Annotated in this window: 26 protein-coding genes; 13 read left to right on the top strand and 13 right to left on the bottom strand. The window is 55.2% G+C overall.

Features of this window, described 5'->3' with window-relative positions; genetic code table 11:
- Positions 1-237 precede the first annotated feature (237 nt).
- From HH216_RS23865 to aspS, 3 genes are read right to left on the bottom strand one after another with little or no spacing between them, the layout of a single operon-like run.
- Entirely contained in the window at positions 238-660 is a 423-nt protein-coding gene (locus HH216_RS23865) for a putative toxin-antitoxin system toxin component, PIN family (protein WP_169553141.1), read from the bottom strand.
- Complete coding sequence (locus tag HH216_RS23860) at positions 653-856, bottom strand: hypothetical protein (protein WP_169553140.1); 204 nt, start codon at positions 854-856, stop codon at positions 653-655. The genes HH216_RS23865 and HH216_RS23860 overlap by 8 nt, the downstream gene beginning before the upstream one ends.
- Before the next feature lie 43 nt (positions 857-899).
- Entirely contained in the window at positions 900-2,675 is a 1,776-nt protein-coding gene (gene aspS, locus HH216_RS23855; protein WP_169553139.1) for an aspartate--tRNA ligase, read from the bottom strand.
- Between the two features lie 275 nt (positions 2,676-2,950).
- Between aspS and HH216_RS23850 the strand changes: the two genes are divergently transcribed.
- Positions 2,951-3,862 carry a zeta toxin family protein gene (locus HH216_RS23850; protein ID WP_169553138.1) on the top strand — a complete coding sequence of 304 codons (912 nt, stop codon included), beginning with the start codon at positions 2,951-2,953 and terminating at the stop codon, positions 3,860-3,862.
- 280 nt (positions 3,863-4,142) lie between these two features.
- Here the strand turns inward: HH216_RS23850 and HH216_RS23845 are convergent, their stop codons facing one another.
- The 3 genes from HH216_RS23845 to HH216_RS23835 all read right to left on the bottom strand — a co-directional run bounded on the left by HH216_RS23845 (position 4,143) and on the right by HH216_RS23835 (position 7,365).
- Entirely contained in the window at positions 4,143-5,615 is a 1,473-nt protein-coding gene (locus HH216_RS23845; RefSeq protein ID WP_169553137.1) for an amidohydrolase, read from the bottom strand.
- A 273-nt stretch (positions 5,616-5,888) separates the two neighbouring features.
- Complete coding sequence (locus HH216_RS23840) at positions 5,889-6,833, bottom strand: glycoside hydrolase family 43 protein (RefSeq protein ID WP_254448592.1); 945 nt, start codon at positions 6,831-6,833, stop codon at positions 5,889-5,891.
- A gap of 283 nt (positions 6,834-7,116) precedes the next feature.
- The gene (locus HH216_RS23835; protein ID WP_169553136.1) at positions 7,117-7,365 is read right to left on the bottom strand and encodes a hypothetical protein; all 249 of its coding nucleotides are present in this window, start codon (positions 7,363-7,365) and stop codon (positions 7,117-7,119) included.
- Between the two features lie 159 nt (positions 7,366-7,524).
- Here HH216_RS23835 and HH216_RS23830 point away from each other — a divergent pair, with 159 nt between their 5' ends.
- Complete coding sequence (locus tag HH216_RS23830; RefSeq protein ID WP_254448591.1) at positions 7,525-8,496, top strand: HNH endonuclease; 972 nt, start codon at positions 7,525-7,527, stop codon at positions 8,494-8,496.
- Between the two features lie 49 nt (positions 8,497-8,545).
- Here the strand turns inward: HH216_RS23830 and HH216_RS23825 are convergent, their stop codons facing one another.
- Both HH216_RS23825 and HH216_RS23820 read right to left on the bottom strand, forming a co-directional pair.
- Positions 8,546-8,809 (bottom strand): DUF2442 domain-containing protein, encoded by a 264-nt coding sequence (locus HH216_RS23825; protein WP_169553134.1) that lies wholly within the window; start codon positions 8,807-8,809, stop codon positions 8,546-8,548.
- Positions 8,806-9,108, bottom strand: a complete 303-nt coding sequence (locus tag HH216_RS23820; protein ID WP_169553133.1) for a DUF4160 domain-containing protein — start codon at positions 9,106-9,108, stop codon at positions 8,806-8,808. The genes HH216_RS23825 and HH216_RS23820 overlap by 4 nt, the downstream gene beginning before the upstream one ends.
- Positions 9,109-9,372: 264 nt before the next feature.
- Between HH216_RS23820 and HH216_RS23815 the strand changes: the two genes are divergently transcribed.
- Positions 9,373-10,566, top strand: a complete 1,194-nt coding sequence (locus HH216_RS23815; RefSeq protein ID WP_169553132.1) for a DUF1624 domain-containing protein — start codon at positions 9,373-9,375, stop codon at positions 10,564-10,566.
- Between the two features lie 93 nt (positions 10,567-10,659).
- Positions 10,660-10,938 (top strand): hypothetical protein, encoded by a 279-nt coding sequence (locus HH216_RS23810; protein WP_169553131.1) that lies wholly within the window; start codon positions 10,660-10,662, stop codon positions 10,936-10,938.
- 28 nt (positions 10,939-10,966) lie between these two features.
- Here HH216_RS23810 and HH216_RS23805 read toward each other — a convergent pair whose 3' ends face one another.
- Positions 10,967-11,569 (bottom strand): isochorismatase family protein, encoded by a 603-nt coding sequence (locus HH216_RS23805; RefSeq protein ID WP_169553130.1) that lies wholly within the window; start codon positions 11,567-11,569, stop codon positions 10,967-10,969.
- A 132-nt stretch (positions 11,570-11,701) separates the two neighbouring features.
- On the opposite strand from HH216_RS23805, the gene HH216_RS23800 reads away from it, so the two are divergent.
- Positions 11,702-13,156 carry an MFS transporter gene (locus tag HH216_RS23800; RefSeq protein ID WP_254448590.1) on the top strand — a complete coding sequence of 485 codons (1,455 nt, stop codon included), beginning with the start codon at positions 11,702-11,704 and terminating at the stop codon, positions 13,154-13,156.
- A gap of 329 nt (positions 13,157-13,485) precedes the next feature.
- Here the strand turns inward: HH216_RS23800 and HH216_RS23795 are convergent, their stop codons facing one another.
- On the bottom strand, positions 13,486-15,984 hold the full coding sequence (locus HH216_RS23795) for a S9 family peptidase (protein ID WP_169553129.1): 2,499 nt from the start codon (positions 15,982-15,984) through the stop codon (positions 13,486-13,488).
- 259 nt (positions 15,985-16,243) lie between these two features.
- Here HH216_RS23795 and HH216_RS23790 point away from each other — a divergent pair, with 259 nt between their 5' ends.
- From HH216_RS23790 to HH216_RS23780, 3 genes are all read left to right on the top strand, one after another.
- The gene (locus tag HH216_RS23790; RefSeq protein WP_169553128.1) at positions 16,244-17,398 is read left to right on the top strand and encodes a DEAD/DEAH box helicase; all 1,155 of its coding nucleotides are present in this window, start codon (positions 16,244-16,246) and stop codon (positions 17,396-17,398) included.
- Positions 17,399-17,411: 13 nt separating this feature from the next.
- Positions 17,412-17,921: a thioredoxin family protein gene (locus HH216_RS23785; RefSeq protein ID WP_169553127.1), complete on the top strand. Its 510-nt coding sequence runs from the start codon at positions 17,412-17,414 to the stop codon at positions 17,919-17,921.
- A 64-nt stretch (positions 17,922-17,985) separates the two neighbouring features.
- Positions 17,986-18,378 carry a hypothetical protein gene (locus HH216_RS23780; protein ID WP_169553126.1) on the top strand — a complete coding sequence of 131 codons (393 nt, stop codon included), beginning with the start codon at positions 17,986-17,988 and terminating at the stop codon, positions 18,376-18,378.
- A 117-nt stretch (positions 18,379-18,495) separates the two neighbouring features.
- Here the strand turns inward: HH216_RS23780 and HH216_RS23775 are convergent, their stop codons facing one another.
- Positions 18,496-20,187, bottom strand: a complete 1,692-nt coding sequence (locus tag HH216_RS23775) for a VRR-NUC domain-containing protein (protein ID WP_169553125.1) — start codon at positions 20,185-20,187, stop codon at positions 18,496-18,498.
- Positions 20,188-20,295: 108 nt separating this feature from the next.
- On the opposite strand from HH216_RS23775, the gene HH216_RS23770 reads away from it, so the two are divergent.
- The 5 genes from HH216_RS23770 (at position 20,296) to HH216_RS23750 (ending at position 25,163) form a co-directional block, all read left to right on the top strand.
- Positions 20,296-21,297, top strand: a complete 1,002-nt coding sequence (locus HH216_RS23770) for a DUF2157 domain-containing protein (RefSeq protein ID WP_169553124.1) — start codon at positions 20,296-20,298, stop codon at positions 21,295-21,297.
- Between the two features lie 278 nt (positions 21,298-21,575).
- On the top strand, positions 21,576-22,052 hold the full coding sequence (locus HH216_RS23765) for a Panacea domain-containing protein (RefSeq protein WP_169553123.1): 477 nt from the start codon (positions 21,576-21,578) through the stop codon (positions 22,050-22,052).
- Between the two features lie 18 nt (positions 22,053-22,070).
- Entirely contained in the window at positions 22,071-22,442 is a 372-nt protein-coding gene (locus HH216_RS23760) for a hypothetical protein (RefSeq protein ID WP_169553122.1), read from the top strand.
- Positions 22,439-23,629 carry a hypothetical protein gene (locus HH216_RS23755; protein WP_169553121.1) on the top strand — a complete coding sequence of 397 codons (1,191 nt, stop codon included), beginning with the start codon at positions 22,439-22,441 and terminating at the stop codon, positions 23,627-23,629. The genes HH216_RS23760 and HH216_RS23755 overlap by 4 nt, the downstream gene beginning before the upstream one ends.
- Before the next feature lie 277 nt (positions 23,630-23,906).
- Complete coding sequence (locus HH216_RS23750) at positions 23,907-25,163, top strand: hypothetical protein (RefSeq protein ID WP_254448588.1); 1,257 nt, start codon at positions 23,907-23,909, stop codon at positions 25,161-25,163.
- A 246-nt stretch (positions 25,164-25,409) separates the two neighbouring features.
- On the opposite strand, the gene HH216_RS23745 is transcribed toward HH216_RS23750, so the two are convergent.
- Positions 25,410-26,138, bottom strand: coding sequence for an esterase family protein (locus tag HH216_RS23745; protein ID WP_169553120.1), 729 nt, complete (start codon positions 26,136-26,138; stop codon positions 25,410-25,412).
- A gap of 81 nt (positions 26,139-26,219) precedes the next feature.
- Positions 26,220-26,813: a GDSL-type esterase/lipase family protein gene (locus HH216_RS23740; RefSeq protein ID WP_169553119.1), complete on the bottom strand. Its 594-nt coding sequence runs from the start codon at positions 26,811-26,813 to the stop codon at positions 26,220-26,222.
- Between the last annotated feature and the right edge of the window lie 37 nt (positions 26,814-26,850).

The following is a 26,850-nucleotide window of genomic DNA, read 5'->3' as shown; positions in this document are numbered from 1 at the left end:
GATAATGCAGTATACTGCCGTCAGGTGTTTATTAAACGGTGGATAAAGGTAGGTGCAAAAAGACAAACCCCGTAGACATCAGCTTATTAAGTGGCTGATATTTACGGGGTTTTCTGAAAACTACCTGCCTGAAATAGGCTTACTTAGCTGGTACAGTCGTCGCGATTTTCAGCTCGTCAAGCTGTTTGTCGGAAATTTCCGAGGGTGAATCGATCATCACGTCGCGGCCCGAGTTGTTTACAGCGGTTTAAGCAACTCGGTGAACGCTTCGATGCGAATCAAATTCAGCTTCGGGAAATCGTAGTCCTTCAAAACATTAAAATGCCGGTCGTTGGTGACGATATACTGCACATTGGCGGAGAAAGCACAGTCTACAAATTTGTTGTCGTCTTTATCCGCTTCGATTAGTCCCAAGTTGAAATAAATCTCCGTTTTACGAATGTTGGGCAATAAAAGCAAACCACCAATGATGTCTTCTGCTACGGATGAATCGAAAAACTCAGTGATCTTTTCGGCATACTCCAGCAGGACATCCGTTGATACAAACGCATCATAACTGCCATCGAACAGCGCATCCAAAACAAGTTTATATGGTGAACGGCTTGGAATAGCCGCCAGAACAGCATTCGTGTCCAGAACGACGCTTAACCGATCAGGCATCTTCACTAAGTAGCTGATTCATCAAACCATTATCATAGCCTTTATCCTGCCAGATAACGTCAGCGCGTTGCCGGGATTTCTGGAGCAGAAATTTGGCCATGACCTGCCGTAGCTCCATCAAATCCTCGTCAGGGATTTGGCGGGAAAATACCTTGAGCAGTTCTGCCTGGACATTAGTTAATGGCGGATGCATCATGGCCCTACCGTTTAAGAGTTAGATTTCCTGTTGTTACGTGCGATCACTTAGCCGGTACAGTGGTCGCGATTTTCAGCTCGTCAAGCTGTTTGTCGGAAATTTCCGAGGGTGAATCGATCATCACGTCGCGGCCCGAGTTATTTTTCGGGAAGGCGATAAAGTCACGGATGGAATCAGAACCGCCGAACAGCGAGCAGAGTCGGTCGAAACCGAAGGCCAGTCCGCCGTGTGGGGGCGCACCGTATTCGAAGGCGTCCATCAGGAAGCCGAATTGCGATTTTGCTTCCTCATCGGAGAAGCCGAGAATGCTGAACATCCGGGCCTGCAAGTCGCGGTTGAAAATCCGAATCGAGCCCCCGCCGACTTCCGTACCGTTGATGACGAGGTCGTAGGCGTTGGCACGAACGGCACCCAGATCCGATTCGAGCAGCGGAATGTCTTCGGGCTTGGGCGACGTGAAGGGGTGGTGCATCGCAAACCAGCGGGCTTCCTCTTCGCCGTATTCGAGCAGCGGGAAGTCGAGCACCCACAACGTGCTGAACACGTTCGGGTCGCGCAGCCCGAGCCGATTACCCATTTCCAGCCGCAGTTCGTTCAACTGCTTGCGGGCTTTGTTGGAATCACCCGAGATGATGAGCATCAGGTCGCCGGGTTTAGCGCCGAACTGTACCGCCCATTTTTGCAGGTCTTCTTCCGAGTAAAACTTGTCGACCGACGATTTGAGCGTTCCGTCTTCGTTGTAGCGAACGTAAATCAACCCCTTTGCACCGATTTGCGGGCGTTTCACCCAATCGGTCAGTTCGTCCATCTGCTTGCGGGTGTAGTGCGCGCAACCGGGCGCGTTGATACCAACGACCAGCTCGGCCGAATCGAACACGCCGAAGCCTTTCCCCGATGTCAGGTCGACGGTGTCGAACGTGCCCTTTAGCTCGACAAACTTCATGTCGAAGCGGGTGTCGGGCTTGTCGGAGCCGTAAAGTTTCATGGCGTCGGCGTAGGTCATGCGCGGCACCTCGGCCAGGTCGATGCCTTTCACGCTTTTGAACAGGTGGCGCACCAGCCCTTCAAACATGTTCAGCACGTCTTCCTGCTCAACAAACGACATCTCACAGTCGATCTGCGTGAACTCCGGCTGCCGGTCGGCGCGCAGGTCTTCATCGCGGAAACACTTCACGATCTGGTAGTACCGGTCGAAGCCCGAAACCATCAGTAACTGCTTGAACGTCTGGGGCGACTGCGGCAGGGCGTAGAATTCGCCAGGATTCATGCGGCTGGGAACCACAAAGTCACGCGCGCCTTCGGGTGTCGATTTGATCAGCACCGGCGTTTCGACTTCGATAAAACCCTGTCCGTCCATGTAAATCCGGGTTTGCTGCGCCATGCGGTGCCGCAGTTCGAGATTCCGGCGAACGGGGTTCCGGCGCAGGTCGAGGTAGCGGTATTTCATCCGCAGATCGTCGCCCCCATCGGTATCGTCGTCAATGAGAAAAGGCGGCAATTTGGCGGGGTTCAGCACGGTGAGCGCCGTTACTTTCAGCTCGATCTCGCCGGTCGGAATATTCGGGTTTTTCGACTTCCGCTCGATCACCGTACCGGTTGCCTGCACCACAAATTCGCGGCCTAGTGACCGGGCTGTGGTAAACAGTTCAGGGGCTGTCTGCCCATCTTCGAGCAGCAGTTGGGTGATACCGTAGCGGTCGCGCAGGTCGATCCAGAGTACCCCGCCCTTGTCGCGGGTGGTCTGTACCCACCCGGCCAGGGTAACGGTGGTGTTAGCGTCGGAAAGGCGGAGTTCTCCGCAGGTTTTGGAACGAAGCATGAGTGTCGAATGAGTGACTGAGTGAGTGATAGAATGATTGAATAAAAATCTCTCGGACTGGCTTATTCACTCATTCTATCGCTCACTCAGTCAAAATTGATTTCCGCAAAGGTAAGAGTTTGCAGAAAAGGCATGTGTATATGACTGGCAGAAGGTGACAGGAGAATGTAGCGGATTTTAATGCATCTGTGCTATGTGCTAAAATACGTATACTTGTACAATCATTATGTGTCACAGCAGTACACATTTTTTCCCGCCATTGTAAACTTCGATAGATGAGCCACCAATACGAAAGACTTTTAGTGAGTGCTGGCCAAGTAAATGACTTTTTAACCCGTACCCTAGACTATGACTGCTCAGCTGAGCAGCAATATGTAGCAAAGATTGCAGAGTGTGAGCTTTCTCTAAGTAGTTATCCACTTAATCATCCCACTATTAGCAGCACGGAGTATAGAGACAGTAATTATTCATCTGAACCAAGACGTATTATTCTGAGGGAGCAGATAGTGAACGAATTGTTAACGCTTGAGCGCTTAGAATCAGATGAATTAATTAAATTGCAGGCAGGAGGTGCCCTACCTCACAGTTTAGTGGTACGAGATAAAAACGCGTACATAATAATTGGTCTTCCAGCTTCCGGTAAGTCAGGAATAGCAAACCGGATTGCAGATGAGCATGGGGCTATTATTATAGATTCGGACTATGCCAAACGAAAGCTTCCTGAATTCGCGTTATATGGCTTTGGAGCTACTTTGGTTCATAAGGAGTCTTCGGCTCTTGTTCTTAGTGCCTCGTCCAGCAGCAGTATTGGGGTTTCATCTCTTATAATGAGATGTATTGGTGAGGGTTACAACATTGTCGTACCTACCGTAGGAGATGATGATAAAGACGTACTCACTTTTGCCCTATCTCTTCGGAGTCAGGGGTACAGAGTTCATTTAGTACTTGTTAACTTGGACAGACAGCTGGCAACCATTCGGGCATTCCAACGGTTTAAAGAGACGGGGCGCTATGTTCCTCTGAGCATGATTTTTGATAGATATGGAAACGGACCAATACAATCCTATCTGACGTTGAAAAATGATTACAAGAGCTCCTTCGCCAGTTTTGGCCAAATAAAAACTAGTGGTTCAAAGCCGGTCTTTCATGAAGGGACGGCCAAGAGTCCTGCAAAATTATTTAAATAAAAATCCACATGAAAACAAGAGCTAATTCCGCCAACAAGTCTAGCAATGCTGTAAAATTGAAAAGCGTTATAACAAGGTTCTCGAACAACTCGAATGAAAAAAGGCTATCAGATACAGAAAGGGCCGTTAATCGAGTTAAAAGATATATATATGAAAGTGAAAGGTCTGAGTTGCAGGAGTTTACGAAATACAAGAAGTGAGAATACTTGCGCTTCTAGCTGACGTAAAGAAAATGACAGCGAAGAGTTACCATGAGGACGGTAACTCTTCGCTTTTTTACTTACTTCCTATAGTCCAGTGCGGGCTTACGATCACCTAGTAGCGCTTCATACTTGAAATCCTTGCCGCGTTTCTGCTCCCATTCGGCGCGGGCTTTTTCGATCAGGGCGGGGCTGTTGAACAGGTCGTAAGCCGTCAGAGCGAGGGTTTTGGCCGCTACCAGCATTCCCTTCTGACCGATACCCATGCCACTTGCCGCCGTCGACTGCCAGCTATGCGCCGACGAGCCCGGTACCCAGGTCGCTGTTGACAAACCCACCGTTGGGACCGTCCAGCTTACGTCGCCCACGTCGGTTGAGCCGCCACTTGTCGCACTTTCCGACGCGTCGCGGAAGTCTTTTACGGTGGCCGCTTCCTCGATAGGCACTTTCTTGTCGAACGTCGTGCTGATCTGTTTGGCGAAGGCGGTTTCCTCGGCGTTGTATTGCACGCCACCCACCGTTTTCAGGTTTTGGTGCATCACTTCAGCCATCGTTACGTTTGGCAGCAGGTTGTAGACCCCGCCCAATACTTCCCACTCGACTTTCGTGCCGGTACCTTTAGCCGCGCCTTCGGCTGCGTTTTCGATCCGCTTCCAGACACTTTGCAGAATGTCGCGGTCTTTGTGGCGGGCGTAGTAATAAACCTCGGCGAAGGCCGGGACCACGTTGGGTGCTTCCCCACCTTTGGTGATGACGTAGTGAACGCGGGTGTCCTGCGGGATGTGTTCGCGCATCAGGTTGACCATGTAATCCATCGCTTCGACGCCGTCGAGGGCCGACCGGCCACGTTCGGGTGAAGCCGCTGCGTGGGCCGCAATACCCCGAAACCGGAACTTGGCGTTCTTGTTGGCCAGCGACGTACCCGCGTCGGCCGCGTTTTTGTCGCCGGGGTGCCAATGCAGTACCGCATCGACGTCGTTGAACAATCCTTCGCGCACCATGTAGACTTTCCCCGCGCCACCTTCTTCCGCCGGACAACCGTAAATTTTGATCGTCCCGCTGTGGCCCGATTTCTTAAGCCAGTCTTTTATCTCCGTCGCTGCCGCCACCGACGCCGTGCCGAACAGGTTGTGCCCACAGCCATGCCCGCCTTTCTGCCCGGCGATGGGCGTAAAATCGGGTTTAGCTTCCGTGGCCAGACCGGGCAGCGCGTCATATTCGCCCAGAATCCCAATCACTGGCTTGCCCGACCCATAGGTCGCAACGAAGGCCGTGGGAATACCGGCTACGCCCGTTTTTACGTCGAAGCCTTCTTTGCGTAGCTGTTCTGCCAACAGGGCCGAACTTTTCTCTTCCTGATAGCCCAGTTCGGCAAAGTCCCAGATCTGTTTGGAGATGCCCGCGTACTCTGGAAACCGCTTGTCGAGGTCGGTTACGATGGCCTGTTTATCGCCACTTAGTGCACCGGTCGACGCGGTTTTGGCCGATTTTTTGGATTGGGCAAACGTTAAAGCCGGGAGTAGTATGGCCGCGAGGAGAAGCTGTTTTTTCATAGAGTAATTGGTTGTATTGGTTGGGTGACTTCTAAAAATAGGAAAAATGTAGCCGTCTGCTACCGGACCACAAGTTCGCTGACGCCAAAAAGCCCGTTGCGGTACGTCAGACGCACCGCAACGGGCTTTTCTATTCGCTGCAATGAGCGATACGGTTGTCTCAGACAGCTTCTAGCTGTCGAAGCCGTAGGCTAAGTGCATCAGCCTGATTAGCCGCTAGCGCGGCTTCGACAGCTGGAAGCTGTCTGAGACAACGAACTTAACCAGTTCGTGTTAGCGCGTGTTGCCCTTCTCCATGACGCCCGAAGGCAGTTTCTGGGGTGAGGTGGTTGGCCCGTCGATGGTGATGCGCCCGTCTTTCACCCGCATCCGGTCGATGAAAACGACCCGCTCATCGCCGGTTTTGGCGGTCCGGCCGTGGTAGACGCAGAACATCTCTTTGCCGTCGGGCGAATAGGTTACGCTGTTGTGCCCTGTGCCTGTTACCGAGCCGCCTTTGTCGCTGTTCTTTTCCAGAATCGGGTTGTTGGCCGCTTTGCGGAACGGACCCAGCGGAGAGGTCGACGTGGCGTAGCCGATGGCGTAATACTGCCCCCCGAAGTGGTTGGCCGAGTACATGATGTAGTACAGATTGTCTTTCTTGAACGTCGTAGAGCCTTCCGTCCAGCGCCGGTTCACCTCACGGGCCGTCACCGACCGGCTTTCCCAGTCGGCCTGTTTGTCGCTCAGCTTGACGGGCGGACGAAGCACCAACACCGGCTCGCCGATCACGCCCGAAAAATCAGGCTTCAACTCGACGCCGTAAACCCAGCTTTCTTCGATCTCCTTGTACCACCCTTTCTGCCGGGCCATGTCCGCAATTTCACTCTCGACGGGGTGTTTGTAGCAGCAGCGCGAGTAGTAGAGGTACGCTTTGCCATTGCTGTCCATGAACACGTTGGCGTCGATAACGGGGTAACCGGGGTCGAAGAGGGGTTTGTCGGTCAGGTCAACGAACGGGCCGGTGGGCTTGTCGGCGACGGCCACCCCGATGCGGAAGTTTTCGACTTCGTTAGTCGGATTCTGCCGCCATTGAGCACTGTAGAACAGGTAATATTTTCCCTTCACCTCATATACTTCAGGTGCCCAGTAGGCCCCGTCCCATTTGGCTTTCGGGTCGCTCCAGCCGTTTTTGTTGTCGTGAAAATAGACCTGCCCTTCCGGCTTCCAGTGGACCATGTCTTTGGACGAATAAGCCGCAAAGCCCTGTTGGGCCCCGCCCCCGTGCCGTACATGTAGTAGGTGCCCTGCGAGAACAGGACGTAGGGGTCGCCAAATTCGACGGGTAGCGGATTGGTGTATGTGGTCTTTTGTGCGGCAACAGCCCTTGGAGAGTTCTGCGCCACAACAGGCGACAGCGTCATTGTGGTCAGGAGAAGCCCCAACCCCCATAATTTATTCATACGTATGAGTGAGTTTAGGAAAGCAAAGGTAGGTATATGTCGAATCCGCAGGCGATTGACTAGTTCGCCGGGCGCAACAAACGCAGCAAAAGCGTGGGGTTCGACGTCAGCGCACCGGGAGCGTTGAGGTCGTCGGGGAATAGGCCGAGCATCGTTAGCAGGCGAGTCTGCCGGTCGAGTTGCTGCTGCTGTTCGGCCGCGTATTTACGTAGCGTCAGTAATTCATGGTCGCGCTGGTGGGCACTGATCTGAAGTTGCTGAATGTGCAGTCTAAGTACATCCAGTTCGTGCTTATCTTTTTCGGTCATCGGTTAAGTGGTGGGGTGTGAATCAACAAGATATGAATTTTGTGTTCAGAAGGTTGCCTCGTCGCTTCTACCACGCCGTACATTGTGGTACTTTATTACCCCTTTTGTGACAATTCTCCTGCTTTCTACACGCCAGGATCTTTGCCGATGATCGAGAAAATGCTTCCCTTTTTTATTCATGCCTTTACGAATCTCAACACCGGAGGAGGGCGAATAAAAGAAGCGGCTCCGCATAAGCCAATTGTACTGCTTTCCGTAATTCAGGCATTTGACAGCGGATTGCTGACAGATAATCGGGTTGCCATTTCGCCCGAACTTATCAGCATCTTCAAATCAAACTGGAATGCGCTCGTGACGACGGGACATACGCTGGGATTTGCCATGCCATTCTTTCGGCTGAAAAATGAACCAGGCTCGTGGTGGCAATTGGTCGCTAACCCCGGTTGTGAATTATGGGTACAAACGGGCGATCTGTCGAGTTTTTCCAGCCTAAGTAACGCCGTAGCCTACGCCGAACTGGATACCGGTCTGACGGAATTACTGCTCCATGCGCCTACGCGTGCTGCTTTGCGGGATGTGCTATTGAGTCGCTATTTTCCGGGAATAATTATCCGTTCTGCAACAGATACGCACCTGGAAATAGATGCGATTCGTCGGGAACAGCTTGAACAGTCACCTGCTGACCAAAGGAGTGTGTTAACCGGGATGAAAAAGCGGCTCAACGGAGAAACCTACGAGATTGAATTGTACACCCGTGAAGCCGTTTTTCGACGGGAGGTTGTGCGACTTTATAACGATACGTGTTGTGTTACGGGACTTCGTGTGTCGGCTCCGTACTCGTTTTCGATGGTCGATGCATGCCACATTGTTCCCTTCTACAGGACGTTCAATAACCACCCAACCAACGGCATCGCGCTGTGTCCGAACCTGCACCGCGCGTTCGACAAGGGAGCTATTTCGGTTGATGACAACTATCGCGTGGTGGTATCGACAACGTTCGCCGAAAACGAACAGAGCGATTATAGGCTGAACGCATTGGCCGGTAAATCCACCAGTCTACCCACTGACGCGCAATACCTGCCCGATTTGGCCGCTTTTGCGTGGCACCGTGAGCACATATTTAAAAGCTAAGGCTCACTAAAAGGTATCAGTGCTCTCGACCGGGCACTGACCGAAGGGGTTAATAAACTGCCGGTGCTATGTATCCCTGATGGAGTTGTGATATGGGGAAAATTAGGTCCCAGTCTTTGCCCCAAACGATATTGCCCCGCTCCAGGTGAAACCGTTTGAAGTTGGCAACGCGCCGATATTTGTCGTGTTGAGGATGGGGGTGATTTGACAGAAAGGGGCCGAAATCAACAGTTTGCGTAGTTCCGTCGGAGAAAAAAAGGCGTACCCTATATCCATCAACGTACTCGGCATTGGTAATGCTCAGCGTTCTCATAGTCTCTTTGTGATCTTACGAATTTGAGGCTTTTTCTTCAAGACGAAGAAATCAAGCCACTTCTGCACAATTTCGTCTGCGTAAGTCTCCACTACTTTCATAGCTTCCTTCTGATCCTTCTGCGGCAACATTTCGATGCCATCGGCCTTCCTAGTATGAATGTCTGTCAGCTTGCCATCCTCGAAAAACAGCTCGAAAATAGTTTCGTATTCAGCATGGCTTACATGCACATGAACCGGTAGATACTCATTGCTGTAGAAGTAGAAAATCAATCCAAAGTATTCGATCAGTTTGGGCATTTCAGGTAGTAGATAGAATTGAATAACAGTCAAATGTAAACAATATCTACCCCACCAACGCCCTGAGTTCTTCTACGACAGATAAAGCATGATCTGATATAGATTCAAAAGATGGGAGTTGAACATTAACCAAGTAAATTTTCAGCTGAGGTTAAAATTTACTTGGTTAATCGTGGTGAGCGTACTTTCTACCAACGTAGGATGTGGGAGAGGTCAACCGAACAGGGTATGGGTAGTTGTTAGAGTGTAGCAGCTTATCGGTCAATGCATTCACAATCAGCACCGACGGGTAAGGCTAGGGAACGCATTTGGGCAATCGATACGGTACGGGGGCTGGTCATGGTGATTATGGCGCTCGACCACGTCCGGGATCTGCTGCACCTGCCCGCGCTGACGCAGGACCCGGCCGACCTGAACACGACGACGCCCCCGATCTTCCTGACGCGCTGGATCACGCACCTGTGTGCACCGACCTTCGTGTTTTTGTCGGGTACGTCGGCCTATTTGTCGCTGCAAAGACGGCGCACGATGGGCGGGTCGCTGGCGGCAACGCGGGGGTTTCTGTTCAGGCGGGGACTGGTGCTGATCGCGCTGGAAATCACGGTAATCAATTTTGCTTTCTGGACCGACGTGCAGTTTCGGACGTTGCTCCTTCAGGTGATCTACGCCATCGGCGGGGGACTGATCGTGCTCTCGCTGCTGTCGCGGTTGCCGGTTCGGTGGGTGGGTGCGCTGGGCATCCTGATCGTTGGCACGCATGATCTGCTGCTGCTTGTGCCGCCGATTACCAATTCGGTTGGGCAACTGATCTGGGCGCTGCTGTTCAGGGTTCAGTTGCTTCCCAGCCCGTCGTTTACAGTGCTGATTGCCTATCCGCTGACACCGTGGCTGGGGATCATGCTGGTCGGGTACGCCAGCGGAACGTTGTTTGAACAGCCACTCACCAGTCGGCGTAAGCGGCTGCTGCTGGGCGGATTGGCTAGTTTGGGCCTGTTTGTTGTACTGCGATTTGTCAATCAATACGGCGATGCGGCTCCATGGTCGGTGCAGCGTACGAGCCTGTTCACAACGCTGTCGTTTCTGAACGTTAGCAAGTACCCGCCGTCGCTGCTGTACACGCTGCTGATGCTGGGTATCATGGCTCTGCTGTTGGCCTGGGCTGACGGTGTCGATACCAAATTGACGCAGGTGCTGCGGGTTTACGGTACGGTGCCGATGTTCTATTACCTGTTGCACTGGTACCTGGTCAAGCTAACGATGATTGGCATGGTGTACGGGCAGGGCTATTCGCTTGTGATCGGTACACTGAGTTTCGGTCGCCCGCCGGGTGCCGGGGTGTCGCTGCCAATGGTGTACGTTGTCTGGCTGGGTATTGTCGCGTTGCTGTATCCCCTGTGCCGCTGGTACGGGCGGTACAAAATCGCGCATCCCGAACAGAGTTGGCTGCGGTACTTGTAGGGGTTTATTCATCAGGTATTTGCGTTGCCTGCTGGCGTAGTTAATGCGGCTAATTGCCTTTCCACCCAACACGCTTACCAAAAAACAGAACCGATGAAAACGATCTCGCTCACCATCGATCTCAAATCCTTCTGTCTCGGTGCACTGACGGTAGCGGCCGTCCTGCTGATGGCCAACAAACCAACCGGTGAACCTGCACAGCAAAATCAGCCTGGCTGGCCAACGCAACGGTATCAGGCGGTTGTCAATAAAGACACGCGCACCATCATCATCGACACGCAGACGGGCCGGTTTCTGATTGAGCGTCCGGCTGCGGTAGGGTTGCCGGGCTGGGCTCCGGTCGATTTTGAGGAGCAGTACAAGAAACGGTAAGCCAACGCGCAGCCGGGTTGTGTCGGCCTTAAGACCGCTCAGTCAGTTTGGCGATGATTTCGTCGGTGGTGCCCAGTTCGCCGATGCGGGGGAAGATGTATTTCAGACTGTAGTTATGCGCGTCGAGTGCATTATCGGTCATGGCGTCGGTAGCGAAGCTGATATTGTAGCCACGTTCGTTCGCCGAACGGGCCGTGCCTTCCACGCCAACGCTGGTCGAGATGCCGCACAAAACGATGCCGGTGATGCCTCGCTGCTGCAATTCATCGTGCAGGGGAGTGTTGAAAAACGCGTTCCAGGTTTCTTTAGTGATCGTCAGGTCGCCGGGTTGGGGAGTCAGCGGGTCGACGATATCGAAGAAGTGACTGGCCTGCATCTGGTCGAGCATCTGCTGCTGTCCGGCTTTGTCTTTCGGAAACTGGTTTCGCTCCGACCGCACCACCGACGCTGGGCTGCCAATTGGCTCGACGTGAACGATTACTACGGGTAAACCGGCCTGCCGGAACGCCGTCTGCAATCTGGCAATATTGTCGATGATGGCCTGCGTCGGGTGGGCTTTGTCACCACTGACAATGCCGCGCTGCATGTCGATTTGAACGAGGGCGGTCTTACTATCGAGGGCTGTGATCATGGTTGTCTCTGGTTTGTCATAAACAACTGACTTGTCGGTGGTAAAGTTGGCCGTTCACTCCCGAAAACGGGGTATTGAAACAACGCGGTCTGTCGGTAGGTTACCGAATCAGTGCCCAATCGTTCCTACCCCGTGGTAACAAATCCCCCAACAATAGCAGCGCCCAACAAATGGCTCGTACTGGCGACGCTGGCCTTCGGTACGTTCATGTCGACGCTCGACAGTAGTATCGTCAACATTGCGTTGCCGACTATCCGGCGGGAGTTGAACGCGGGCGACAGCGTCGAATGGGTTGTGCTGAGTTATCTGCTGACGACCACGAGTACGCTGCTCATCATGGGCAAACTCTCCGACTGGCTGGGTCGGCGACCCATGTACATTGCCGGGTTTGTGATCTTCGTTTGCGGATCGTTGCTATGTGGGCTGTCAGATACCGTCGAGTTTCTGGTCATATCCAGAATTGTGCAGGGGCTGGGCGCGTCGATGCTGTTTGCCATCAGTCCAGCCATTATTTCGGATACGTTTGCCCCCAGCGAACGCGGGCAGGCGTTGGGGCTGATGGGTGCTATCGTGGCGGCAGGGGCTAGTGCCGGTCCGGTAATCGGCGGGTTGTTGCTGGGTCGGTTTGGCTGGTCGAGTATTTTCTTCGTTAACGTACCCGTCGGGCTGATCGCCATCTGGCGGGCGTGGGCCGTGCTACCCGTTAGTGCGACGGAGGAACGCAAGCCGTTCGATCTGGTCGGGGCGGGGCTGTTTCTGGTCGGCGTAACAACGTTGCTGATTGGGCTGGACTTCGGTCCCGAACCCGACTACGGCTGGAACGACCCCCGCGTGATTGGGTTGCTGGGTACCGGCGCGGTACTGCTGACGGGCTTTTTTTTCTGGGAATCGCGTACGCCCTTACCCATGCTGCAACTCGATCTGTTTCGCATCAAACCCTACACGTCGGCAATCGCGGCTGCGTGGCTGGGCTTTGTCGCGTCGGGGGCGAACCTGTTTATCATCCCGTTTTTTCTGCAACAGCTGCTGCATTTTACGCCCCAGAAAGCGGGCCTGACCCTACTGGCTGGTCCGCTGACGCTCAGCGTCGTTGCGCCGGTCGGGGGCTATCTGTCGAGCCGCGTACCGACGCGATGGCTGTCGAGTGCGGGTTTGCTGGTTACGGCGGTCGGCTACTTCACGTTTTCGTTTTTGCGACCCGACTGGGTGTGGCAGGATGTCGTATGGCGGAGTTCACTCGTCAGCTTTGGCTTCGCGCTGTTCCAGTCGCCGAATAGCAGTAGTGCGCTCAACGCGGCTCCATTGGCCCAGCGCGGAGTGGCCAGCAGCATCATCGCGTTTGTACGGAACATGGGGCTAGTCGTCGGTATCGCCATGAGCGCGGCTGTCTGGTACAGTGTTCGCAACCGATATGCACTGACGAATCATACTGGCCCATTGGACACGATCGCCCAGCTACGGGGGATGCGCGCCGTCTACTGGGCCGCAACGGGTTTAATTCTTACCGCCGTTGCCATTTCGCTGACCCGCAGCAGTACCGCACAAACTGCACAACCCAGCGTTTCGGGCGAAGGAGCGACTGCGTAGCTTGTTCAAGTGTAGCCAGGACGTCCAGGTCCAAGTGTCCGTCAGAGGTTGTTTTGGAGAAACGTTTCTGTCATCCCGACGACAGGAGGGATCTTCGCTAATAGCAAACAAGGCCGTCTATGAACGGAGATCCCTCCTGTCGTCGGGATGACAAAAAAGGCGGTTTGGATACGAATAATACTTCCCTAATAGCTACTCAAGGCGGCCGCTTTTTGGTCGCTATCGCGCCCACCCGGACCTGGAGGTCCAGGCTACAAGTATCTACACAAAAAAAGCCCCTCTTCCAGAAGGAAAGAGGGGCCGGTCGAAGGGTTAGGGGTTGTTTTTTCTTAGTTGCCACCACCCATTTTCGCGGGTTGACCGCCGGTTTTGGTAGCCGTCGTTGTGGGGTTTTTGACGTATTTGTCGAGCCAGCCGTTCATTTCCGACAGCATATGCAGCAGCGATTCTTTCGCCGTATAGCCGTGGCTTTCGTAGGGCAACAGCACCAGCCGGGTCGAGACGCCGAAGCTCTTCAACGCGTTGTAGTACCGCTCCGACTGAATCGGGAACGTACCCGTGTTGTTGTCCGCTTCGCCGTGTACCAGCAGAATCGGCGTCTTTACCTTATCGGCGTTCTGGAAGGGCGACATCGTGTTGTAGACGTCGGGAGCCTGCCAGTAGGTGCGCTGCTCGTTCTGGAAGCCAAACGGCGTCAGCGTCCGGTTATAGGCACCGCTGCGCGCGATACCGGCTTTGAATAGCTTGCTGTGGGTCAGCAGGTTGGCCGTCATAAACGCACCGTAGGAGTGACCGCCGACACCCACCCGGCTCGAATCGACCGCGCCCAGCCGGACGCCTTCGTCGATGGCCGCTTTGGCACTCGATACCAGTTGTTGCACATACGTATCGTTCGGCTCTTTGTCGCCTTCGCCCACGATGGGGATGCTGGCGTTGTCGAGAATGGCGTAGCCCATCGTCACGAAGGCTGCGGCACCCCAATAGCTGATGCGGTTAAACTGGTAGGGTGAGCCCGACACCTGACTAGCAGCATCTTTGCTTTTGAACTCAGCTGGATACGCCCATAGGAACGTTGGCAGTGGCCCCTGCTCTTTCTTGTACCCAGCAGGTAGATAGAGCGTTGCCGTCAGCTCGACACCGTCGGCACGTTTGTAGCGAAGCTGCTGCTTCTGAATGCCTTTGAGCTGTGGGTAGGGGTGGGGGAAGAACGTCACCTGCATCGGGGCTGCGGCTTTCTTTCCTTTCGTCAGCAGGTTGGTTACGTAATAGTTCGGGCTTTCGTCGGGCGTTTCGCGGGTGACGAGTATCGACCGTTTGGCCGCGTCGAGTACCGCAACGGGCCGCTCGAAGAAAGGGGCCTGCGACCGCCACAGTTCCGTTGTTTTCTTGGTTTTCAGGTTCAACAGACTCACGAATGGCCGGTCACCGTCGGGCGATGAGCCTTGTCCGTTCAGCATTAGAATCTCGTTATTGGGCAGCAGATTCAGCACCTCATACCCGTACTGATTGTGGCGCGTGTCGGGCTGACCGGGATTACTGTACCGATCTTCGTACGACCGGTCGAACAGCACGGCCGTTTGCCAGTTGGTCGGGTCGACGGTTTTGACCAGACTTTTGCGGCTCTGCCACCAGCGTTCGCTGGCCAGCGCCATCGTGGCGTTACCCCAGTCGAAGCCACCGAACCGGTACTGAGCCGCGTAAATTTCTTTGGGCTGACCGCTGAACGGCGCATCGACCATGAATACTTTGTCGCGAATGTCGGCTTTCACTTTCGGGTCGCCTTTGTCCTGCGCTTCGGTGTAGTAAACCGATGCCGGAGCATCGGCCCGCCAGTTGTAGTTGCGGGGGCCGGTGGGCGCACCGTCGGCGCTATAGGGCACGCTTTCCTGCAACGGACCGTCGTTTAGCAGTTTAACGAGTGAGCCGCCCACGGCAAAGACGTCCGTGCGCAGCGGAAACCGGCTGACGGGCACGAGGTATGAAAACGGCGTATGCACCGTCTCGATCATCACGTACTTACCATCCGGCGACGGGTCGGCCGACGCGATGATACCAGCGGGGCCGATGTTGGTTGTCTGCCCGTCGAGGCCCATACGAACCACCTGCGCGGTGGTATAGAAGGCAAACTGCTTTTCATCAGACGGACTTTTGAGCAGATCCTGATAGGTTGGTGCCTGTCCGCGCTTGCCGCCTACGTTCTCCTGCGTCGTTGGGCCGACCGGTACCCGGCTGACCTCCGGTGCCGCCCCGCGCCCTGTCGGTACGATCCGGGCGATCAGCCCTTTGCTATCCGACAGCCAATGGTAAGGCGTGCCAAGGGTAGCGTTCAGGTAAGCCGTTCCCACACGTTGCGCCTTGCCCGTCGCGACATCGGCTACGTAAAGCTCGATGTGCTCGTCGGTCGAATGCGCGAAGGCGATCTTGCTGTAATCGGGCGACCACTGTATGTAGCTGATGAGCGGCTTGGCGGGCAGACCTGTGAGTGCCTGTTCCTCTTTCGCACCCGATACTTTTTTCAGCTTCAGGCCCGTGATGTAGCGCATCCGGCTGGGGCCGTTGTTGGCGGGGTTGAGCCGTAGACCGGCCAGCTTGAGTTCGGGCTGGGCCAGTTCCGCAATGTCGGGCGCGCCAGCCTGTTCCATAATCAGCATGACGTCGCCTTTGTCCGATACGCTGATGGTCGGCGTGGGCGGCACGGTGACCAGATCGGCCAGCGCTTTGGGGGGCGTCTGGTAGGTGGGTGCGTCCTGAGCCACCAGGGCCGGGGCCGTTAGCAGGGCCGGAAACAGCCACACCCAGAGTTTAAGTGGTAAGTGTCTACGTCTCATCGTTGAATCCGTGTTATTCAGGTGATTGCAGTATAAAAATACGGTTAATGACGGCTAAGCCAGAAAAAAGAACCTGCGAACGCCCGATTTATATGGCTGAATGACGGTAGTATTGATGCGACGTTTTTCGAATTGACTGCTCGAAAACGCACCTTTTAATCATATATCCGTTGTAAGCCCTACAAGCCTCCCGCGATTTTCTGACACTCCCAAGATGGGGGAATGACAGGAATTCGTCCGGAATAAACCGTTAGTTTACTTGACAGCTACTTCATCATTTGCCGCCCTGGGCCTTTCGCAAACACTGGTCGACGCCGTTGCCGAACAGGGGTACACACAACCGTATCCGATCCAGCAGCAGGCCATCCCGGCCGTACTGACCGGCCGCGACATACTCGGTATTGCCAAAACCGGCTCCGGAAAAACGGCCAGTTTTGTGCTGCCGATTCTGCAACGATTTGCGGGTCGGAAAGGGGCTGGCCGACGCAGTATGCGGGTGCTCGTGCTGGTGCCGACCCGCGAATTGGCCGTGCAGGTGGCTGAGGTGTTTCAAACGTTCGCGGAATACCTGAAAACGCCCTTGCAGACGACGGCAGTGTTTGGTGGCGTGTCGATTAACCCGCAGATGATTGCTCTGCGGAATGCCGAAATCGTTGTCGCGACGCCGGGCCGGTTGCTCGATCTGATTTCCCAAAACGCGGCTGACCTCTCGACCCTCGACACGCTGGTACTCGATGAAGCCGACAAAATGCTCGAGCTGGGTTTTGCCGAAGAAATGAATCAGGTGCTGGCGCAGGTACCTCAGCAGCGGCAGACACTGCTATTCTCCGCTACCCTCGGCGATGCGATACAGGACATCCGCGACAACCTGCTCCGCGATCCTCTCCTGATTGACATCGCCGAGCCGGAACAGTCGATAGATCAGATTCATCAACTGGCGTACCGCGTCGATCTGGAGCGGAAAGGGCCGCTGCTGCGCTACCTGATAAAGCACAACGCCATGCAGCAGGTGCTGGTCTTTGTTTCATCGACCCGCACAGCCGATAATCTGGTGGTGAAACTGACCAAAAACGGGATTCAGGCGGCCGCCATTCACGGCGACAAAAGTCAGGGTGCGCGCACCGACGCGCTGACTCGGTTTAAGGCTGGTAAGCTCACCGTACTAGTCGCTACCGATCTGATCGCTAGGGGGATTGACATTCAGCAGTTGCCCCACGTTGTCAATTTTGAGCTGCCCCGTTCACCCAAAGATTACGTCCACCGTATTGGCCGGACGGGTCGCGCTGATGCAATGGGTGAAGCTATCTCGCTGATCACACCCGACGATGAGCACCATTTCAAAATCATCCAGAAAAAGATGGGTAAGCGCGTCGAGATTCTGCCGTCCGACGATATTAACTTGCAGGGATACTGATCCTCATACAACCATGAAACGACTACTGCTGATTGCGGGCCTATTGACGGCATCGATGACAACCATTCGGGCGCAGGACACCGCCAAGCCGGCTCCGCACATCTACAATCCGCAGGCCGATGCGCAGCAGGACATCAAAAGCGCGGTTGCCAAAGCCCGTAAGGAAAACAAGCATGTGCTGCTGCAACTCGGCGGAAACTGGTGTATCTGGTGCATTCGCTTCAACACCCTGACCACGACAGATTCCACACTAAATCAGTTGCTGCGCCAGAATTACGAAGTCGTACACGTTAACTACAGCCCCGAAAATAAGAACGAAGCAACCCTGGCTCAGCTGGGGTATCCGCAGCGGTTCGGCTTTCCGGTCTTTGTGGTGCTCGACGAAAAAGGCAACCGCATTCACACGCAGAATTCGGCGTATCTGGAAGAAGGTAAAGGGCACAGTCCGAAGCTGGTAGCCGAGTTTCTGCAACAGTGGGCACCAGCCGCCACCAACCCGAAAACATACGCCGGGAAGCACTGACCATAAACCATTTGCAACGAGAGCGGTTGGATTTTAAGATCTCTTTAATCCAACTACTCACGATATGAATCGCTTCCTGCTTCTGCTGGGTGTCTTGCTGACCAGCACCGCGTACGCCCAGACGAAACCGGCGGCTCACACAGCACCGCCCGCCATCGTCAAGCTGATCGAAGGCATTACAAGCAACCAATTTACGCCCGACACGACCGTCGCGGGATTGACCGACGACGCTATTACTGTCGTGACGAAAGAGCCGATTGCCAACTGGAGTTTGCCCCAGTCGCCCAGCCCACAACTGTCGTATCAGAACCTGATTGTTGGTAAACAGTCGTACCGGCTGGTGATCGTGAAGAACCCACAAGCATCGCTACCCACGGCTACGCTGCTTCACTATACCACCGCCGAAGCAAAACCCGAAATCATGGCGCGGGGTACCCTGCAACCTAAAAAAGAGTAGCCTGGACCTCTAGGTCCGGGTGGGCGCATTAGCGACCAAAAAGCATCCGCCTGCGAAAGTTGCCCTAACGGGCACCCGGACGTGGACCACACCGGCGGACCGGTCCAGGCTACAATACTAAAGTGCTTCCCAAATCACGCGGTTGACTTTGCCGTAGACGCCGATGGTCTGGAAAAACTCCAGCCAGTGCAGTTGTTGCGGCCCCAGATGGTCGGTGGGGGATTTGACTTCAACGAACGAATACTGACCGTTTTCCTGCCAGATCAGCAGGTCGGGGAAGCCGCGCGTATGTTCCCTAACGTTACGTGCCATTTCGAGCAGAATCAGCCGCAGTTGTTCGATGTCGAGCAGGTCGATGATGCGGAGTACCAACGCCATCAACTCGTCCGACCAGTCGACCAGTACGTTGGTGATGCCGTACTTGGCGTTGAACGTACGGCCCGTATGCCGTCGCCAGTCGTCTTTCGTGGTCAGTTCAGCCAATCGTTTTTTGAGCAGGTCTTCGCGTTTGCGGTAAAATTCGGGCAGGTAAAAATCCGATGGGGCGCGTTGTAGCGGGTGGTGAATGGCCGACACATTGGCGTCGTAGATGATGTCCCAGAAGACCAGCCCGAACAGCCCCCGCCACGGGTAATTCTCCGTAAAAGCCGCGTCGTGGCCCCGTTCAAGGTAGTAGTTCATCACCCCCGCTTCAACGTGGTGCCGGTAAGCCCCTGGAATCGACACGCTTTCGGCGTCGGACAGAAACCGCGTTGTGGCTTTGCGGGTACGTTTCTTCTCGCTCAGGCCCAGAATCCGCTCCCGAAAGTCGGTGGCGAAGTAGCGTTCGTCGGCGTTGAGCGGGGCTACGGCAATCTCGTCGCAGAGGGCGAGGGCTTCCTCAACAGACCCGTTCTTGTACAGCAGCCGCACCCGCCGTTCGCGGGCCGGTACGCGGTCGGAAAGCTCATAAACGGCCAATGCCTGTTCGGGCAGCTTCTGCCGTTCGAGGTACGCGCCAACCCGGCATACCAGCTTCTGATACCCCAGAATGGCAATGTCGCTCAGTTCGGGCCGGGTTTCGTTCCAGTTCAGAAACCAGTTGTAAATGACCTCGGCGGACAGTTCGGCTTCTTTCTGCTCGTAAAACGATTCGCTCGTCAGCGAGATCAGCAGCTTGTCTTCCACCTCCTTGCGCGTGCGGAAACGAGCCGTCATCTGACTCTCGTCGTAGCTTTCGAAATTAATCATGCCGAGATCGCGCACGACGAACTCGGTCATGTTGCCACCCCGGTTGCCAAAAAACAGGTATTTCACCATCATGTCTTCGGCTTCGAAGTTGAGCTTGATCACCGACTCGCGGGTCGACAGGGCCGTGACGATCTCGCCAAAATCCAGTTCATTCAGGGCGTAGCGCGTCACACCCTCCTTTTTCTCCTTGCCTAGCTGCCGTAGTTCCTCCGGTTCGAATGGCAGCAGTTCCAGCAGTTCGGGTTTGGTAAAAACGCCCAGGGCCGCTTCGCCCATCGCTTCGTGGTGCACCGACAGCCGGTCGACAAAGCCCGCGTCCCGCAATGCATCGACGGCACCCGGCAAGTCGATAATTTCAGTATAGTTTAGTTTATTGGGTCGAAAAAAGAGTCCTTTGCGGTTGCTGAACCGGACATACAGGCTCTGCGCGTCGAGGTCCAGTGCCTCGAACCGACGGATAAATTCCCACTCCGCGTCATTCAGCAAATTGCCGTATAGCCGCTTCACAAAGTCCAGCACGTAGCGGAAATTGTCGAGGTAATAGCGAGGGGTCAGGATAACTTTCTGGCGTCCAACCATGCAGGCAGCAGTTTCGGATGCTCACATCCGGCGTTGAGTAAGACGGATAAAATACAGCCCAAATCGTGAGCCATTGGGGCTGTATTACTAACAAAAAAATGCCCTGATATGTCCCCCGAAGATGTATTGAGTGAACTGAGTAAGCAGGGTATTTTGTCGCACGAGCAGCAGACGATACTTGCTGACTATGAGCAGAAAAAGCCGGTGTCAGTATACTGGGAACTGCGCTCGATGCTGTACGTCGGTATAACGGCCCTGAGCGCGGGACTTGGCTACCTGATCTACGACAACTTCGATCAGATCGGGCACGGGTCGTTGCTGCTGGCGATGGCCGCCGGGTGCGTAGCCTGCCTGGTCTACGCGTGGCTGAACCGCCCGGTCTGGTCGACGGGGATCGTAACCGAACGGGCTGCTTTTACGGACTACGCGCTGCTGCTGTTCTGCTTGCTGTTTCTGACGCTGGAGGGCTATGCGCAGTACCAGTACACGCTGTTCGGCACCCGTTATGGGCTGGCGACGCTGCTGCCCGCGCTACTCTTTCTGCCATTGGCCTACCGCTTCGACCACCGGGGGGTATTGGGTATCGCGCTGACGGCCCTGATCTCGTGGGTGGGCGTAACCGTCAGGCCGCTCAATCTGTACCTGAAAACCAATTTCTTCGACCAGCCAACGGTGCTGTCGGCAATCGGCCTGTCCCTGCTGTTGATTGGTGCGGCCCTGACGCTCGAACGCCGGTCGATCAAACCCCACTTTACGTACACCTACCTGACCATCGCGGGGAATCTGCTGCTGATCGCGATTCTGGGTGGGCTGTTCAACTTTCGCGAACAACGGGCGCTCTACGCATTGGCGCTGGCCGTCGTCTGTGTCGCGTTCGACCTGTACGCCCGCCATGAACGGCGCACCCATCCAGACCGGGCGGCTGGGTCGTTTCTGTTTTTGCTGATGGCCACCGTGTACGGCTACATTGGTCTGACGTTTCTATTTTTCACGTACTTACACCCGACCAACTGGGGCGAAGGCTGGTACTACTGGTACTTTATCCTGACCGGTATCGCGCTGATTGCCTATCTGATCCGGCAGCTGACGGGTATTCGAACGACAGCGTAACCGCAGAGCTGTTAAGTTTACCCCCCGCCCCCTGAAGGGGGGGAGGTTCATTTGCGGAATGCTCCCCCTTCAGGGGGCGGGGGGTAGAGGCCAGCACTCAACAACCCTGCCCGTAAACGGCTGACAATGAAAACTAAGCTGGGGCGGAGGTCGTTTTTATTGTGAAGCAAAGGCGGTAACTTGCCAACGCTGACTGGCCGGTGGTACAGTGCGCACCAAACCGGGCTACCAATCGTTGTCGTACGGGGTTCTGGCTCCACCAATCTGCTCGTTTGACCATGTTTGACGCCATTTATATAGCCAATTATTTTATCAACCTGGGCATCCTCAACGACGCGCCATTGTCGCCGATGAAGTTGCAGAAGGTGCTGTACTTCGCCAACGGCATGAACCTGGCGTTGACGGGTAAGCCACTCATCCGGGAGGATGTGGAAGCGTGGCAATACGGTCCCGTCGTTGAATCCGTGTACCATAAATTCAAAGAGTGGGGGAGTCGGCCAATTACCAAGCCCCAGCCATCGGGCAATATCGAACCCGACAAGATGACGCTTGATCTGCTAAGTGCGGTCTGGAACATTACCAAAAACATCGATCCGATCAAGCTATCGAACTGGACACATCTGAAAGATTCGCCCTGGGATCAGGCGTTTAAAACGGCTGGCTGCAAAACAAACTGTAATGCGCCAATCAGTAACGAATTAATGAAGCGCTATTTCAGCGAAACGTTTTTACCAAAGCCCAACGCTGCCCAGTAACCGGCCTGCTTACGCTCGATGGAAGAATCTATACCGTCAGGATTTACACAACAGGCCGCGCGGGTTTTTAGTCAGCAGCTAGCCAATCCAGATCCCAAAACGGCCGCCAGTCTGACGCAGGAAATGGAACAGGCCCGGCTGGAAAGTTATCGGCAGGATACGCACGAACGCCGGACGTTTGCCCGTTACATTTTCTGGATGGTCGCGCTGTGGCTGCTCGGCATTTTCGCCGTGGTCGTATGCCGGGGCGTCAAAGCACTCAACTTCGAACTGTCGGACACGGTTATGGTCGCGCTCATCACCACGACGACCATCAATGTTGCCGCCTTCTTTCTAGCCGTTACGAAGTATCTTTTTCCCAGTAAGCCGGAGCCGGCCAACGGCGTATGAGTAAAGCCTACAACCAGACATGGATTCGCAACCAGGACGTTGTGCAGCAGGCCGACCGCTGGCATCGGCAGGGTTTGCTGACCGATGAGCAGCAGGCAACGATTCAGGCCACCTACCCGGTTGGTTTTCTGCAAACCAACAGCTTTCTCGAGATCGGCCTGTTTCTGTTTACGACCGTCGTTATTCTGGCGGTATACCTGCTGATCCTGCCGTTTGCGTCGGCGATTGAAAACGACCGGCTGGTATACGGTCTTGTCAATGCCGGGTTTGGGCTGGCCGTGGCCGTCGTAGGGGCTGTGCTGGTCAACCAGCGGAAGCTGTACCGCAACGGGGTCGACAATGCCTTCGTCGTGATCGCAACGGGCTTCATCGCGTTTGGGCTGAATCAGTTTATCCCGGAAGGTGTATCACTCAGCACCCATTGCCTGCTGACGTTACCGCTGCTGCTCCTCGTTTTCTGGTACTACGGCGATACGCTCATTGCTTTCCTGGCGCTGCTGACGTTTTACACGCTGATCTACAACACGACGCTTCACACCGACGCCGGACGGACGCTGCTGCCCTACACAATGATGCTGGCGTCAGTAGCCTTGTACGCTGTGTCGACCTGGCTGTTGCGGCTCGAAAAAACGACGTATTACCTCGACGGACTACACCTCGGGCAATGGTTTGGTTTGTCGATGCTGCTCATCAGTAGCAACTATTATGTCGTACGCGAACTCAACGGCGTACTGGCCGACTCGGTACGACAACTCGATGATCTACAGGACCAACCCCTGCGCGCACCCGGCACACTCGCTCTGCCTGCCTTGTTCTGGCTACTGACGTTTGGATTGCCGCTGCTGTATCTGTGGCTCGGTACGGCCCGGCGCGACCGCATGCTGCTCATCCTTGGTTTGGCGGGACTGACTGGTGCCTTCGCGACGGTTCATGCCTATTGGTACCTCGTACCTACCAATGCCACACTGACCATTGGCGGGCTCGTGCTGATCGGGCTGGCGGTGTTGGGTATCCGGCACTTACGCACGCCCGCCAATGGCTTCACCGACGCGCCCGACGACAGAACCGACGAAACTGGCCTGAATCCGGCGGTGCTTGCGGCCGTGCAGGCCAGCCAAAACGCGGGCGACACACCCCGGCCGGGCAATGGAAAATTCGGCGGTAGCGGAGCTGGCGAATCATATTGACTGTCTTCGCAAAAAACACAGTCTGAACCGGTGAACGATTGCTGATTCGCCGATGTTATTTTTTTGTAAAACGCCCCCTGAAACGCTGTAAAACGCGAAAGTTGCCGTATTTTCAGGGAAGTTTTGTAGCCAGCTCTCTCGGGTCGGTTTCCCCCGGCTCATGTCACTAACTGTACTGTTTTTGCAATACCCCCGTAGCATACGGCTGTGGGACGTTATAACCTTATTTTCACAAACCCGATCAATGCCGGACAGCGCATTCACCATTTGTCTAACTATGGCCCAGCAGTTGAGCATGGGCGTCTTAAATCCACTTGGAACCGACCAGATTCTGCCTGTTTTCAGCCCGGTAGTCGATCAGCGGGTGTGTACGCAGGAGCAGGCCGAAGCCGCGAATCTGGCGTTCGACAATGCCGTCAGACAATACCTGCTCGACTGGATAGCGCAGGGAACCGTGCCGGGTAGCGACCGCAGCCCGGATGCGCTGACAGACTCCGAAGAATTTGTTGAGCAGGGCGCACTACGGCAATTCTTCAAGCACCACCACGACGACGCACTGGAGTTGCTGCTTCAGAACAACGCTATTGCCCGGCACCTGATGCGCCCGGCCAGCGAGGTGTGCTTCAGCGACGATCACTACGAGCCGCTGCTGGCCCGTTTCGAACGGCGTATCTACAATCTGGCCGCCCACCGCGAACACCTCGAAGTGCCGTTCCGCTACAGTCCCGCCAGTCGGCAGGGCGATTACGGCGACTCAATCGGCCTGGCCGATCTGCCCCCCGGTGAAGGGCGCGAAGACATTGGTTATTATTTCGGTACCCGCCGGTCCGACCCGACAGCCCTCGCGCTGCTGGGCCAGAAACTCAGCGCGCGCTCATTGGCCGCTGCATCGACGCTGCCGGTGCATATCATCACGAAGGCGTATATGACCGAAGCAATGGAACTGGTGAAAACCCAGACCACGCTGCTACAGGCCAACGGCGACGATCAGTTACACGCATTTATCATTCAGACGCGCCACGCGGCCGACGACCGGCATCTTGGCGCGGCCCTGCTGCTGATGGACCCGGCGCAGCCCGGCACTCCGCAGCGGATTCTGTTCTGCGATACGCTCAACCCCGGTGGTACGCCCCCGTGGTGGCATTCGTTTGGCCATAAAGTCGATGCGGTATTTCCGCAGGCCGAGGGCGAAACGCCCGTTTCGGCGCGGCTGGAAGATGCAGGGGTTAAACTGCAACGGCTGCACGATGGTGTTCCCGTCCGGCATCAGGATATCGACTGCGCGTTTTACACCTACGCCATCGCCGACGCACTGATTCAGCTGGCGGCTGAAACGCCGGAACTGCTGGTTGAAGGCACGACAGCCGATATCGTCAGCCGCATGACCGAGCGCATGACCGACTACTACGTACAGGCCGACATTGCCCGCTCGCCCGAAACCGTCCGCGAAGCCAACGTGCTGCACCGATGGAACTCCGGCCGCGACGCGCTGCTTGCTATCAGCCGGGGTACTCCCGCTGTATCGGTAGCCTAGACTCGTAGGGCAAAGATTATATAAAGACACCGGACTGATGTTCGACGCACTGGTGACCAGGATCACTCGCGCCGAATTTCAGTCCGGTGTCTACGTTTACGGCAACGCTACTCTGTTTGTTTCTGTCATCCCGACGTAGGAGGGATCTTCGGTAAGAGCAAATGGTTTTATGCTGTTACCGAAGATCCCTCCTACGTCGGGATGACAGAAACCGGCATAAGACACCAGCCGTGATTTACCTCAAACTCACAGATACAATTGCACCATTTTCTGCCAGTCGGTAGCCTGATGGGCGCGGCCCTGCCAGTAGTGCAATTCGTGGTTTACCTGCTTGGTTTGCAGCGCCTGACTCAGCGATTTGTTGCTTTCCAGAAACGGATCTTCCTCCCCGACGGTCAGTACGAGCTGCATCCGGCGGAGTGCCCCAAGTAAGGCTTCTTCGTGGATGTTGGGCAGAAAATGATTGGGCGTATTGAAATAAACGTGCTCGTCGTAATAGCCGTCGAACAGGTCGCGAAACTCGGCAACCGGCACCGACAGATCGTAACGGCCGCTCAGGGCCACTACTTTACTGAACTGATGCGGGTGCCGCAGGGCGATGTTGACCGCGTGATAAGCCCCAAAACTGCACCCGTGTACCATACGGAACGGTTGCGGATTCCGGTTATTCATCAGCGGCAGCACTTCGTCGAGGATGTAACGCTCATACCGCTCATGGCGGTGTACACGCTCCTGCGGGGAAATTCGGCGGCTGTACAGCCCGTCGGCGTCGATACTGTCGACACAGAATAGTTGCAGCCAGCCGTTCTCGATTTTGTCGCCCAGTGCCTCGACCAGGCCCCAATCCTCATAGTCATAAAACCGGCCCCGCCGTGCCGGAAACACCAGCACGGGCGTACCACCATGTCCGAAAATCAGCATTTCCATGTCCCGCTGCAAATGGGGACTGAACCACTTTTGATAATCGCGAAGCATACTCGACTTAAAGAGTTAAGGCGAAGTTCCGCATTTTTTCGGCTCGGCAGATTACGGTTTTATGAAATAATCAGGGCTTTTTTAGTGCGTCAGATCCGGTACACGGGCGGTCAGTTCGCGACGCCAGATCGCGTAGCCCTCGGCGTTCATGTGGAGGCCGTCAGCCTGGTACAATTCCCGGCGCGGCTTGCCGTCGGGCGTCAGCATCACGGGCGTCAGATCGACAAACGAAAACCGGGGTAACCGCTTGATTTCGTTTTCGATGTACCGATTTGCCGATCGAATCTGCTCGACGATATGCCAGCGTGCCGGGCTGGGTTTGATCGATATAAACGTTACGTCGGTGTCGGGAAGATCGCGCTGAATTTTGGCCGCCAGCGCGCAAAACGACAGATATACTTCTTCGGGATGCCGGTTGTCGCCGAGGTCGTTATCACCAGCGTATAGGACCAGCGTACGGGGCTTTGCAGGCCCGATCAGTCGCTCGAAAAACCAGGCGCAGGCTGCCAGTGTTGAGCCGCCGAAACCGGCATTGATAGGGGCTACATCGGGGAAATCCTGAGCCAGACCAGCCCAAAGCCGAACGGTAGAGCTACCGTAAAAAATTACACTATCGGGAGGGCTGTTGCGGAGTTTGTTTTCAAGCGGCCCCACCTCGTCTTCGTACCAATTCATGCGTAAAAATACACCACAACAAGGATTTTATGGCCAA

Source organism: Spirosoma rhododendri, assembly GCF_012849055.1.
Classification (GTDB): Bacteria; Bacteroidota; Bacteroidia; order Cytophagales; family Spirosomataceae; genus Spirosoma; species Spirosoma rhododendri.
The sequence above is the reverse complement of the archived record's forward strand: the minus strand, read 5'-3'. Positions and strand labels throughout refer to the sequence as shown.

Bases quoted from the DNA above. Each gene is read 5' to 3' on its own strand.
- HH216_RS23835 (WP_169553136.1), bottom strand. From the start codon at position 7,365: ATGACCGAAAAAGATAAGCACGAACTGGATGTACTTAGACTGCACATT.
- HH216_RS23845 (WP_169553137.1), bottom strand. From the start codon at position 5,615: ATGAAAAAACAGCTTCTCCTCGCGGCCATACTACTCCCGGCTTTAACG.
- HH216_RS23760 (WP_169553122.1), top strand. From the start codon at position 22,071: ATGGAAGAATCTATACCGTCAGGATTTACACAACAGGCCGCGCGGGTT.
- HH216_RS23780 (WP_169553126.1), top strand. From the start codon at position 17,986: ATGAATCGCTTCCTGCTTCTGCTGGGTGTCTTGCTGACCAGCACCGCG.
- HH216_RS23810 (WP_169553131.1), top strand. From the start codon at position 10,660: ATGAAAACGATCTCGCTCACCATCGATCTCAAATCCTTCTGTCTCGGT.
- HH216_RS23830 (WP_254448591.1), top strand. From the start codon at position 7,525: ATGCTTCCCTTTTTTATTCATGCCTTTACGAATCTCAACACCGGAGGA.
- HH216_RS23765 (WP_169553123.1), top strand. From the start codon at position 21,576: ATGTTTGACGCCATTTATATAGCCAATTATTTTATCAACCTGGGCATC.
- HH216_RS23840 (WP_254448592.1), bottom strand. From the start codon at position 6,833: ATGGTCCACTGGAAGCCGGAAGGGCAGGTCTATTTTCACGACAACAAA.
- HH216_RS23750 (WP_254448588.1), top strand. From the start codon at position 23,907: ATGGCCCAGCAGTTGAGCATGGGCGTCTTAAATCCACTTGGAACCGAC.
- HH216_RS23825 (WP_169553134.1), bottom strand. From the start codon at position 8,809: ATGAGAACGCTGAGCATTACCAATGCCGAGTACGTTGATGGATATAGG.
- HH216_RS23795 (WP_169553129.1), bottom strand. From the start codon at position 15,984: ATGAGACGTAGACACTTACCACTTAAACTCTGGGTGTGGCTGTTTCCG.
- HH216_RS23850 (WP_169553138.1), top strand. From the start codon at position 2,951: ATGAGCCACCAATACGAAAGACTTTTAGTGAGTGCTGGCCAAGTAAAT.
- aspS (WP_169553139.1), bottom strand. From the start codon at position 2,675: ATGCTTCGTTCCAAAACCTGCGGAGAACTCCGCCTTTCCGACGCTAAC.
- HH216_RS23740 (WP_169553119.1), bottom strand. From the start codon at position 26,813: ATGAATTGGTACGAAGACGAGGTGGGGCCGCTTGAAAACAAACTCCGC.
- HH216_RS23770 (WP_169553124.1), top strand. From the start codon at position 20,296: ATGTCCCCCGAAGATGTATTGAGTGAACTGAGTAAGCAGGGTATTTTG.
- HH216_RS23860 (WP_169553140.1), bottom strand. From the start codon at position 856: ATGATGCATCCGCCATTAACTAATGTCCAGGCAGAACTGCTCAAGGTA.
- HH216_RS23745 (WP_169553120.1), bottom strand. From the start codon at position 26,138: ATGCTTCGCGATTATCAAAAGTGGTTCAGTCCCCATTTGCAGCGGGAC.
- HH216_RS23805 (WP_169553130.1), bottom strand. From the start codon at position 11,569: ATGATCACAGCCCTCGATAGTAAGACCGCCCTCGTTCAAATCGACATG.
- HH216_RS23785 (WP_169553127.1), top strand. From the start codon at position 17,412: ATGAAACGACTACTGCTGATTGCGGGCCTATTGACGGCATCGATGACA.
- HH216_RS23775 (WP_169553125.1), bottom strand. From the start codon at position 20,187: ATGGTTGGACGCCAGAAAGTTATCCTGACCCCTCGCTATTACCTCGAC.
- HH216_RS23865 (WP_169553141.1), bottom strand. From the start codon at position 660: ATGCCTGATCGGTTAAGCGTCGTTCTGGACACGAATGCTGTTCTGGCG.
- HH216_RS23820 (WP_169553133.1), bottom strand. From the start codon at position 9,108: ATGCCCAAACTGATCGAATACTTTGGATTGATTTTCTACTTCTACAGC.
- HH216_RS23815 (WP_169553132.1), top strand. From the start codon at position 9,373: ATGCATTCACAATCAGCACCGACGGGTAAGGCTAGGGAACGCATTTGG.
- HH216_RS23755 (WP_169553121.1), top strand. From the start codon at position 22,439: ATGAGTAAAGCCTACAACCAGACATGGATTCGCAACCAGGACGTTGTG.